The sequence below is a fragment of the Acuticoccus yangtzensis genome (genome assembly GCF_001927245.1).
GTDB lineage: Bacteria > Pseudomonadota > Alphaproteobacteria > Rhizobiales > Amorphaceae > Acuticoccus > Acuticoccus yangtzensis.
This window is the reverse complement of sequence record NZ_MJUX01000010.1, coordinates 124738-134530: the sequence shown is the minus strand read 5'-3', so window position 1 is coordinate 134530 and position 9793 is coordinate 124738. Positions and strand designations below refer to the sequence as shown.

The window sequence follows — 9793 nt, the reverse complement described above, 5'->3', positions numbered from 1 at the left end:
TCCCTTGAGAGCCGTTGTAGACGACAACGTTGATAGGTCGGATGTGGAAGCGTGGCGACATGCGTAGCTTACCGATACTAATCGCTCGATCGGCTTGATCACTCTCATTACCTGTGCCCATCCGGCAAAACCGGATGGACCCAGCTAATGTTCTTTGTTGGTCGCAAGCGACACTTCGAATGCCTTCGGGCTGCGAGTGGCGCTGCACACAAAGCACCCCAACACATGTGCCTCTGGCACACCCTTGAACTAAGGAAAGACGTGCGCTCCGGTTCGCCGGACACAGGCGAACACGGGTTCCCATCGCACCCTCAGCGCTCAAGCAGCGCGGAACGCGATCGCACCGTGAAACGCGCTCATCGAGCCCGAAGGCCGATGCGCACGAAAAAAAATCCAGTTTCACGAACACAACAATCTTCGCCGGCCTGGTGGCCTTTGCGAGGGGCCTCCACCCGATCCCATTCCGAACTCGGCCGTTAAACCCCTCAGCGCCGATGGTACTCTGGCTTAAGCCACGGGAGAGTAGGTCGCCGCCAGGCCTGCCAAGATTGTTGCACCCTTCTCTTCACACCCCACACACACGACGCCCCCGATCGCACCCGCGACGGGGGCGTCGTCGTGTCCGCAACCCAACACCCACCACACGCGATCACCCGAAGGCCGCCCCTGCGGGAAGGCGAGCGGTCAGCGGTCACCCGCGGCCGTCTACGCCCGGCGCGGGTGCAAGAGCATGAAATCGTCGAGCCGACGAGCGGGCCAGCCAGCTCGCGGCGAGAGCGAAGGCTCTTGGCCGGGCGGCTGCGATGCCGAGTTCTGCGCGGCAAGGACTGACGTCGGCCGGGCACTCCCGTTGACGTCACTTCTTAAGCATCCCGCTCATAGAGTGTCCGCGGCCGGCTCCCCGATAGCGGCTCGGGCGTGTCGGTCGAGAAAGGCGGCTGATCGAGGCGGGTGACCTAACCCTGCCCGCATCTCCAGAAGGAGCGATACGCGCGGCCCGCCTGGAGAACGGCGTCGCCAAGCCAAGGCGGCCGGCGTCCCCACGCAGCCACGTGACCCGTCCCCAGCCGTGACCGACATTTACGCCCCCGGCCTCTTTCTCTAAGAAAGCCCCAGCCGCCGCAAAAGGGCCCACCGTGGACTGCACTCCCCTCACGATCCCCGACGTCGTCCTCCTCAAGCCCCGCCGCTTCGAAGACGACCGGGGCTGGTTCCAGGAAACCTGGAACGCCAAAACCCTCAAAGGCGCCGGCCTCGACATCGCCTTCGTCCAGGACAATCAGAGCCTCTCGCGCCGCGCCGGCACCGTGCGCGGCCTGCATCTCCAGGCGGCGCCCTTCGCCCAGGCCAAGCTGGTGCGCGTCGTCGCCGGCGCCATCGTCGACGTCGCGGTCGACCTGCGCCGGGGATCACCCACCTTCGGCCGCTGGACCGCCGCCGAGCTGTCGGCCGAGAACGGCGCCCAGCTCTTCGTCCCGCGCGGCTTCGCCCACGGCTTCTGCACCCTCACCGACCATACCGAGGTCTGCTACAAGGTCGACGGCTTCTACGATAAGGCCAGCGAGCGCGGCATCCGCTACGACGATCCGGACCTTGCCATCGACTGGGGCTTCTCCGGCCCCATCGCCCTGTCCGAGAAGGACAAGATCCTGCCCTTCTTCAAAGACCTCGGCCCCGTCGACTTCTAGGACGAATTCATGACCCTCCTCGTCGTCGGCCGCTCCGGCCAGGTCGCCCAGGCGCTGCAGGAAGCCGCGGCCGCACGGGGGATCGCCCTCACCGCCCTCGGCCGGCCGGACATCGACCTCGCGGACCCCGCCACCATCGACGCCGCGCTGGCCAGGACCGCGCCGGCCGCGGTCATCAACGCCGCCGCCTACACCGCCGTCGACCAGGCGGAGAGCGACGAGCCGGCCGCCTTCGCCCTCAACGCGGCAGGGCCCGGCCATCTGGCGCGGGCGTGCGCTGCGGCGGGGATCCCGCTCGTCCACATCTCCACCGACTACGTGTTCGACGGGACGGCGGGCCGCGCCTACCGCGAGGACGACGAGGTGGCGCCCCAGAGCGCCTATGGCCGCACCAAGGCCGCCGGGGAGGAGGCGGTGCTGGCCGCCGGAGGACGCGCCCTCATCGCCCGCACGGCCTGGGTCTATTCCCCGTTCGGCAAGAATTTCGTCAAGACCATGCTGCGCCTCGGCGCCGAGCGGGACACCCTCCCGGTGGTGGACGACCAGCGGGGCAATCCGACGAGCGCGGCGGACATCGCGGACGCGCTTCTGGCCCTGGTGGACCAGGCCGCGGCGTGGCCGGAGGGGGGCGAGATCGTCCACGTCGCCGGCACGGGCGAGACCACCTGGCGCGACTTCGCCGAGGCGATCACCGCCACCCTGCCGCACCCGCCGGTGGTGAAGGGGATCGCCACGGCCGACTATCCGACCCCGGCGCGCCGCCCGGCCAACTCGCGCCTCGACACCACGCGCCTCAAGACGCGCTATGGGATAGAACTCCCCCGCTGGGAGGACTCGCTGAAGGCGGTGCTGGCGCGCCTTGCCGCCTGACACGAGGCCCGCAGCCGGGCGCACCGTCTCCGGCGTGACGGGGCCGCCGGCGGCCTGACGTGATGCCGCCGTGGCGGCGACCTTGCAGCCTGGCGACCTTGCAGCCCGAGGGGGCACTCAAGGGAGGGGCACGGAAGGGAATGGTATGGACGAGACGGTGACGGCACGCCCCACCATCGGCATTCTCGGCGGTATGGGGCCGGAGGCGACGATCCTCCTGATGCAGCGCATCATGGCGGCGACCCCGGCGCCGGAGGGCCGCGCGCGCGACGATGCCGACCACATCCCCCTCCTCGTCGACAACAACACCGCGGTGCCCTCGCGCATCCGCCATCTCATCGAAGGAACGGGGGAGGATCCGGGGCCGGTTCTGGCGGCGATGGCCCGCCGCCTCGAGACCGCCGGCGCGCACGCTCTGGCGATGCCCTGCAACACCGCCCACAGCTACGCCGCCGCGGTGCGCGGCGCGGCGAAGATCCCCTTCCTCGACATGGTGGCGCTGACGGCGGCCGCCACCGCCCCTTCGGCAACCGTGCCCTCGGCATCCATGCCGCCCGTCTCCGTGCCGCCCGTGTCCATATCGTCTGTCGTCACGCCCTCGGCAGACATGACCTCGGCAACCGTGCCGGACGTCATGCCGGCGGGACCGGCCGGGATCCTCGCCTCGCCCGCCACGCGGCGCACCGGCATCTTCGCGGAGGCCTTCGCCGCCACCGGGCGCGGCGTCCTCTATCCGGCGGACGAGGCGGCGATGCTGGCGGCGATCCGCGCGGTGAAGGCGGGCGACACCGAGGCCGCGCGCCCGGTCCTCACGGCGGCGGCGGCCGAGCTCGGCGCGGCGGGCGCCGGTGTCCTCGTCGTCGGCTGCAGCGAGTTCTCGCTCCTGTCGCGCGTCCTCATGGAGGATCGCACCGGCAAGGGCGGTCCGCTCGTCGTCGACACGCTCGACGTCCTGGCGGCGGCCTGCGTGCGCTTCGCCCTCTCGCCCGCCTCCCTCTCCGGTGCGTCCGGCTCACCCGCCTCCCTCTCGCCCGCCCTTGCCTCTCCCGTGATGCAGCCCGCCTCATGACGCTGCGCCATCTGAAGGCCCCCGGCCCCGCCCCGTCGACGCGCGACGTCTCGGAGACGGTGCGCACGCTGCTCGCCCGCATCGAGGCCGGCGGCGAGGCGGCCGCCCTCGCCGTCGCCGCCGAGTTGGATGGCGCATCCGGCCCCGTCACCGTCACGCCCGACGAGATCGCCACCGCGAAAGCCGCGCTGGACGAGGACACCAAGGCCGCCATCGCCTTCGCTCACGCCAACATAAGACGCTTCGCCGAGGCGCAGCGCGGCACCTTGAGCGAGATGGAGATCGAGATCCTTCCGGGGGTGAGGGCCGGGCAGAAGGTGATCCCGGTGGCGGCGGCGGGCTGCTACGTGCCGGGCGGGCGCTTCAGCCACATCGCCTCGGCGCTGATGACGATCACCACGGCGCGGGCGGCGGGTGTGGAGCACGTCGCCGCCGTCTCGCCGCCGCGCCCTCTACACGGGACCGCCGGCGGCGGACGCCTCGCCCCGGACATGCTCTTCGCAATGGACCTCGCCGGAGCGGACACGATCCTCACATTGGGCGGCGTTCAGGGGGTGGCGGCGATGGCCTTCGGCCTCTTCGGCCTGCCCCCGGCCGACATCATCGTCGGGCCCGGCAACGCCTTCGTGGCCGAGGCCAAGCGTCAGCTCTTCGGCCGCGTCGGCATCGACATGGTGGCCGGGCCGACCGATTCCATGATCCTCGCCGACGCCGGGGCGGACGCCATGACGGTGGCCGCCGACCTCGTCGGCCAGATGGAGCACGGCGCGGACTCGCCGGTCTGGCTGGTGACGACCCATGCCCCGCTCGCCGAGGCGGTGATGGCGGCGGTGCCGGGTCTCGTCGCAGCGCTTCCAAAGGCCAACGCCGCCTCCGCCCGCGCCGCCTGGGAGATCGCCTCGGTGATCCTCGCGGACAGCTGCGAGGTGATGGCGGAGATCGCCGACCGCACCGCGCCGGAGCATCTCCACGTCCAGGCGGCGGACCTCGATTGGTGGCTGTCCCGCCTCACCGCCTACGGCTCGCTCTTCCTGGGGGCGGAGACCACGGTGGCCTTCGGCGACAAGGCGGCCGGGCCGAACCATGTGCTGCCGACCTCGGGCGCGGCGCGCTACACCGGCGGGCTCTCGGTGCACAAGTTCCTGAAGACGGTGACCTGGCAGCGCGCGAGCGCGGAAGGCGTGCGCCCGATCGCCGAGGCGACGGCGGCGATCTCCCGCCGCGAGGGCATGGAGGCGCACGCCCGCACCGCCGACATCCGCCTGTCCCGCCGCTGAGACGCACGGGAGGGAACGGTTATGTCATCCCAGTGCTTCTTATCGCGGGGGCGAATACCTGCTTATAAATTTGCCATGGTTTTGTGCTGCATCACCAAGCGGCACTGTCTGAATGTTACCCGTGTGCCCCATCGAGGATGTGAGACGTTTTCAACAGGCGGGCGTCCTTTGGATCAGGGTCTATGAAGATCAGTATTTTAACGCCGTGCTTTAATTCGGCGGGCACCATTGCCCACACCATCGAGAGCGTCCTGTCCCAGGACCACCCCGACATCGAGCACATCATCCTGGACGGCGCCTCGCGCGATGCCACGCTGGAGGTGGTGTCGCGCTACCAGAGCGACCCGCGGATCCGCGTCTATTCCAAGCGCGACAGGGGCATGTACGACGCGCTCAACAGCGGGCTCGGCCTTTATGAGGGCGAGGCGTTCGGCGTCCTCAACGCCGACGATACGTTTCACGACCGCAGCGCGGTCTCGCGCATCGCCGCGGCGCTGGCGGCGGCGGACATCGTTCACGGCGATCTCGACTTCGTCACCGACCATGCGAGCAAGACGGTGGTGCGGCGCTGGCGCATGGCGGAGCGGGCGGCGGGGGGGTTCCGCTCCGGCTGGATGCCGGCGCACCCCACCTTCTATGTGCGCCGCAGCGTGGCCGAGCGGGTCGGCCCGTTCGATCTCGGCCTGAAGACCGCGTCCGACTACGATTATATGCTGCGCGCGGTGGAGCTTCACGGCTTCACCCTGACGAAGGCGCAAGGTGTGCTGATCGACATGATGAAGGGCGGGGCGAGCACGTCCTCGCTGATGGCCCATGTGCGCCACAATCTGGAGGCGCTGTCGGCGCGGCGGCGCTGGCTGGGGGGCGGCCCGGTGGACCGGGCGCTGGTGGCCAAACCCTTGCGCAAGGTGGGCCAGCTCTTCGCCAAGGGATAGGGCCAACGGGGGCCGCGTCCTACTGTCCGGCCCCCTCGACCTGGCTCTCTTTGTCGGGCCGGCCGGCCTGGGTGAAGCCGGCCTGGGGTGAAGCCGGTCTGGGTGAAGCCGGCCTGGGGTGACGCTCCAGGGGGCCTCAGCGCGCGGCCGAGGCCACCTCCAGCGGGTGCGGCGAGAAGGCGGCGACGGCCGGGGCCGTGCAGTGGCGGTAGTCGCTCCGCAGCGCCGACAGCGCCAGGAGATGCAGCGTCGACGAGAAGTAGGTGCGCAACTGGAAGCGCTGGGCGGCCGCGGAGACGGGCACGCCGCGGCTGGCGCAGGCGGCGATCCCGGCGATGGCCCGGTAGCCCGGCTCGTTCATGTCCATCAGCGCGCGGTCGGCCTCCAGGTCGTAGTCCTTCGGCAGGCCGCGCCCGTTGAGGTTCCAGGCCCGGTCGAACGAGGCGAAGTAGCGGGCCGGGACGCGCCCGCCGAGCGCCATGTAAAGCGGCACGCGCACCGCATCGTAGCTGGAGCGGGCCTTGAAGCCGCGGGCGGGCGCCGCGCCGCCGTCCTCCAGGGCGATCCAGTCCGGCGTGACGCCGGCCGAGCCGGTGAGGGAGGCCTCGGTGAGCATCAGCCCGCTCTGCCAGGCCTCGCGCCAGGGGTGGCGCTGGTCGACCGCCTCGAAGAGCAGGAAGGCGCCGTAGATATAATAGGACAGATTGACGACCGCCCCGCCCGGATGCTGGCCGGGGTCGAAGCCGAAGGCGCCGGGTTTCAGCCGAACATAGCCGTCGCGCCGCTCCAGCAGCTTGGAGCCGATGGCGTCGATCATCGGCAAAGCGTGGGCGATGTAGCGCGCCTCGTTCCACTTCAGCCCGGCCGAGATCAGCGCATAGGCGATGAGGATGTCCCCGTCCGAGGCGTTGTTGGGGTCGGTGATCGGGGGGCTGCTGTGGGGATTGTAGAGCCAGGAGACGAGGCCGTCGCTGCGGGCGCGCATTTTGCCGAAGGTGAAGGCGAGGATGCGGTCGAAGGTCGGCTGATCGTTGGCCCGCATGGCGAGCAGCATGCCGTAGCCCTGCCCTTCCGAGTGGGACTGGCCGCCTTTTTCGACATCGATGACGCGTCCGTCGGGGCGGATGAAGCGGTGCGTATAGGCGGTCCATTCCGTTCGGGTGAGGGTGGTGGCGATGGTCGCGGGGGCGATCGCCATCGGCTCGGCCTCTGTCCGGACGGATAGACTGACGACGACCAATGTCGCGGCGCCCATATGGACGATTATCTTGACGATATCTTTGATCGAACGGGCCATATGACGCAAAACCTTCCACCCATCGGAACGACGAGGAAGGAACGCGTCAGCAGGCCATCGGCCCCGTGCGAGCTGAAGATACCAATTTTTCTTTAAAAACGCTGCGGATTGTCCAGGATGTCTTTATCATGGACACCAAGTGTTTGGTAATGGTCTTTTCTTCTCGATATGCGTGAGGCTGGCGTGGAGATGGCTGCGATTGCTTTTCAAGAGAAAGCTGTGATGAGGGGGGAGGCGAGGCAACCAAACCGAAGGCGATCGACTTCTTTCGATGCGGGCCGCACGGCAGTGACGGGCTGTCCCGCCTCTTCCCAAGGCTGTGCCATGTTCCTGCACCGCCTTCATGGCACCAACATGTAAAAGCGAGTAGATCTCATGGCGATCATCACCGAGGCTAAGTTTTCGATCGGTCAGGCTGTCCGTCACCGCACGTTCGACTATGCGGGTGTGATCATCGATGCCGATCCGGTGTTCGCCGAGACGGACGCATGGTTCGCGGCGATCCCCGAGGCGAGCCGCCCGGACCGCAACCAGCCCTTCTACCGGGTGCGGGTCGACTATGACGGGGTGGAATCGCTCGCCTATGTGTCCGAGCAGAACCTCGTCGCCGATGCGCTCGGCGAAAGCCATTCCATCGTCGAACTCATCAACCGCTTCGCCGGCGAGGGGCTCTGCGCGCAGCTCCACTGAGGCCGGCTGCTCCCCAGCACCCCGAGGCGGTGCCCCGCCGCCGCATTCGAAAGGCGATGCCTCGACCCGCTGCGCCCCCGTCCGCTGCCCCGGCGGCGCCCCTCGCGAAAGGTCAGCGAGAAAGCGCGGCGGGATCAGAGGGCGCGCAGCACTCGGCAGGGCGTTCCGGCCGCCAGCACACCGGCGGGAAGATCCTTGGTGACCACGCTCCCCGCCCCGACCACGGTGTTCTCGCCGATGGTGACGCCCGGACACACCACGCTGCGTCCGCCGAGCCAGGCGCCATCGCCGATCGTGACCGGCCGGGCACTCTCCCAGCCCGCCCGCCGCAACGGCGCCTCCAGAGGATGGGTGGCGGTGTAGATGTGAACGCCCGGCCCGATCAGCACCTCGGCGCCGATGGTGATGGCGGCGCAGTCGAGGAAGACGCAGTCATAATTGACGAAGGCGCCGGGGCCGAGGGTGATGTGGCGCCCATAATCGCAGCGGAAGGCCGGCTTGACGACGCTCCCCTCGCCGATCCCGCCGAGCAGCGAGGAAAGCGCGGCATGAAGGGCGGCATTGTCGTCGGCGCGCACGGCGTTGAAGACGGCGAGGGCGGCCTGGGCGCGGCCATAGTCGGCGAGGAGTTCGGAGTCGCCCGCGTGGTAGAGGGCGCCCTGGAGCATGCGCGTCTTGTGCGTGCGCGGGTCACCCTCCAGGGGATCGCCGTCCGGTACGGGGCCGGGAGAGAGGTTCCGGCCGTCTCCACCCGCGGTGCCGTCCGTCACGGCTTCGCCTCGCTCCCGGCCCGTCCCGCCTGCCGCGCCCGTCCCGTCCGCTTCGCCCATCACGCCCGCTTCGTTCGCCTCGCCTGCGCGTCGTCCTCGCCGCCGGCTCATGCAGGATTGCGCGTGGCGTGGGGTCTGTCCAAGATGCTAGGGGTTGTTGTCTTCCGCCCTGGTTCTGAAAGGTCAGCCCGCGTGTCAGATCCGACAAGCCCCCGATTTCCGCTCACCTCCAAGCGCGTCTGGGTGGCCGGTCACCGCGGCATGGTGGGCGGCGCGATCGTGCGTCAGCTCGAACACCGCGACGTCACGGTGATCACCGCCTCGCGCCAGGAGTGCGATCTCAGGGACGCCGCCGCGGTCGACGCCTTCATGACGGCGAACAAGCCGGACGCTGTGGTGATCGCCGCGGCGAAGGTGGGCGGGATCCTGGCCAACGACACCTATCCGGTGGATTTCCTGCAGGACAATCTCCTCATCCAGACCAATCTGATGAAGGCGGCCTTCGCGGCGGACGTGGAGAAGCTCCTCTTCCTCGGCTCGTCCTGCATCTATCCGAAGTTCGCCGACCAGCCGATCACCGAGGACAGCCTGCTGACCGGGCCGCTGGAGCCGACCAACGAGTGGTATGCGATCGCCAAGATCGCCGGCATCAAGCTCGCCCAGGCCTACATGAAGCAATATGGCTGCCGCTACATCTCGGCGATGCCGACCAACCTCTACGGCCCCGGCGACAACTTCGATCTGACCTCGTCGCACGTCATTCCGGCGCTGATGAGGAAGGCGCACATGGCCAAGGTGGCGGGCGCGCCGGGGTTCGAGGTGTGGGGCTCGGGCACGCCGCGGCGCGAGTTCCTGCACGTGGACGATCTCGCCAGAGGCTGCATCTTCCTCCTGGAGCATTACGAGGGCTTCGAGCACGTCAATCTCGGCTCCGGCGAGGATCTGCCGATCAAGGACCTCGCCTTCGAGATCGCCCGCGTGGTGGGCTGCGGCACGGCGCTGACCTTCGACACGACGAAGCCGGACGGGACGCCGCGCAAGCTGATGTCGGGCGACAAGGTGGCCGCGCTCGGCTGGCGGCCGGAGATCTCGCTCGCCGACGGTCTCGCCTCGACCTATGCGTGGTTCCTTCAGAATGCCGACGCGCTGCCGGAGCGCACCACCGAGATGGCGCGCTGACGCGGCCTCGGCGCGCGC

At 69.1% G+C, this 9793-nt stretch carries 9 protein-coding genes and 2 rRNA genes; 9 read left to right on the top strand and 2 right to left on the bottom strand.

The features are described from left to right. The 7 genes from BIX52_RS19985 to BIX52_RS19955 all read left to right on the top strand — a co-directional run. Positions 1–102: ribosomal RNA gene (locus BIX52_RS19985) — 23S ribosomal RNA — on the top strand; the annotation flags it as partial. 322 nt (positions 103–424) lie between these two features. Next, positions 425–539 (top strand): 5S ribosomal RNA (gene rrf, locus BIX52_RS19980). Between the two features lie 597 nt (positions 540–1136). Then, positions 1137–1688 carry a dTDP-4-dehydrorhamnose 3,5-epimerase gene (rfbC, locus tag BIX52_RS19975; RefSeq protein WP_075222871.1) on the top strand — a complete coding sequence of 184 codons (552 nt, stop codon included), beginning with the start codon at positions 1137–1139 and terminating at the stop codon, positions 1686–1688. A 9-nt stretch (positions 1689–1697) separates the two neighbouring features. Then, positions 1698–2558: a dTDP-4-dehydrorhamnose reductase gene (gene rfbD, locus BIX52_RS19970; protein ID WP_075222870.1), complete on the top strand. Its 861-nt coding sequence runs from the start codon at positions 1698–1700 to the stop codon at positions 2556–2558. A gap of 145 nt (positions 2559–2703) precedes the next feature. Then, positions 2704–3627 carry an aspartate/glutamate racemase family protein gene (locus tag BIX52_RS22575; RefSeq protein WP_245803243.1) on the top strand — a complete coding sequence of 308 codons (924 nt, stop codon included), beginning with the start codon at positions 2704–2706 and terminating at the stop codon, positions 3625–3627. Beyond that, positions 3624–4904 (top strand): histidinol dehydrogenase, encoded by a 1281-nt coding sequence (gene hisD, locus BIX52_RS19960; RefSeq protein WP_075222869.1) that lies wholly within the window; start codon positions 3624–3626, stop codon positions 4902–4904. Before BIX52_RS22575 ends, hisD begins: the two co-directional genes overlap by 4 nt. Before the next feature lie 182 nt (positions 4905–5086). Beyond that, the gene (locus tag BIX52_RS19955) at positions 5087–5839 is read left to right on the top strand and encodes a glycosyltransferase family 2 protein (protein ID WP_075222868.1); all 753 of its coding nucleotides are present in this window, start codon (positions 5087–5089) and stop codon (positions 5837–5839) included. A gap of 136 nt (positions 5840–5975) precedes the next feature. On the opposite strand, the gene BIX52_RS19950 is transcribed toward BIX52_RS19955, so the two are convergent. Continuing rightward, complete coding sequence (locus BIX52_RS19950; RefSeq protein ID WP_075222867.1) at positions 5976–7136, bottom strand: family 8 glycosyl hydrolase; 1161 nt, start codon at positions 7134–7136, stop codon at positions 5976–5978. Positions 7137–7511: 375 nt separating this feature from the next. On the opposite strand from BIX52_RS19950, the gene hspQ reads away from it, so the two are divergent. After that, positions 7512–7826: a heat shock protein HspQ gene (hspQ, locus tag BIX52_RS19945; RefSeq protein ID WP_075222866.1), complete on the top strand. Its 315-nt coding sequence runs from the start codon at positions 7512–7514 to the stop codon at positions 7824–7826. 134 nt (positions 7827–7960) lie between these two features. On the opposite strand, the gene BIX52_RS19940 is transcribed toward hspQ, so the two are convergent. Beyond that, a complete protein-coding gene (locus BIX52_RS19940) occupies positions 7961–8656 on the bottom strand; it encodes a sugar O-acetyltransferase (protein ID WP_205647862.1) in 696 nt (231 codons plus the stop codon). 132 nt (positions 8657–8788) lie between these two features. On the opposite strand from BIX52_RS19940, the gene fcl reads away from it, so the two are divergent. Next, the gene (fcl, locus tag BIX52_RS19935; RefSeq protein WP_075222865.1) at positions 8789–9775 is read left to right on the top strand and encodes a GDP-L-fucose synthase; all 987 of its coding nucleotides are present in this window, start codon (positions 8789–8791) and stop codon (positions 9773–9775) included. Positions 9776–9793: the final 18 nt, after the last annotated feature.

Excerpts from the sequence above, each read along its gene's own strand:
- rfbD (WP_075222870.1), top strand. The coding sequence starts at position 1,698 with ATGACCCTCCTCGTCGTCGGCCGCTCCGGCCAGGTCGCCCAGGCGCTG.
- BIX52_RS22575 (WP_245803243.1), top strand. The coding sequence starts at position 2,704 with ATGGACGAGACGGTGACGGCACGCCCCACCATCGGCATTCTCGGCGGT.
- hisD (WP_075222869.1), top strand. The coding sequence starts at position 3,624 with ATGACGCTGCGCCATCTGAAGGCCCCCGGCCCCGCCCCGTCGACGCGC.
- BIX52_RS19955 (WP_075222868.1), top strand. The coding sequence starts at position 5,087 with ATGAAGATCAGTATTTTAACGCCGTGCTTTAATTCGGCGGGCACCATT.
- BIX52_RS19950 (WP_075222867.1), bottom strand. The coding sequence starts at position 7,136 with ATGGCCCGTTCGATCAAAGATATCGTCAAGATAATCGTCCATATGGGC.
- hspQ (WP_075222866.1), top strand. The coding sequence starts at position 7,512 with ATGGCGATCATCACCGAGGCTAAGTTTTCGATCGGTCAGGCTGTCCGT.
- BIX52_RS19940 (WP_205647862.1), bottom strand. The coding sequence starts at position 8,656 with ATGGGCGAAGCGGACGGGACGGGCGCGGCAGGCGGGACGGGCCGGGAG.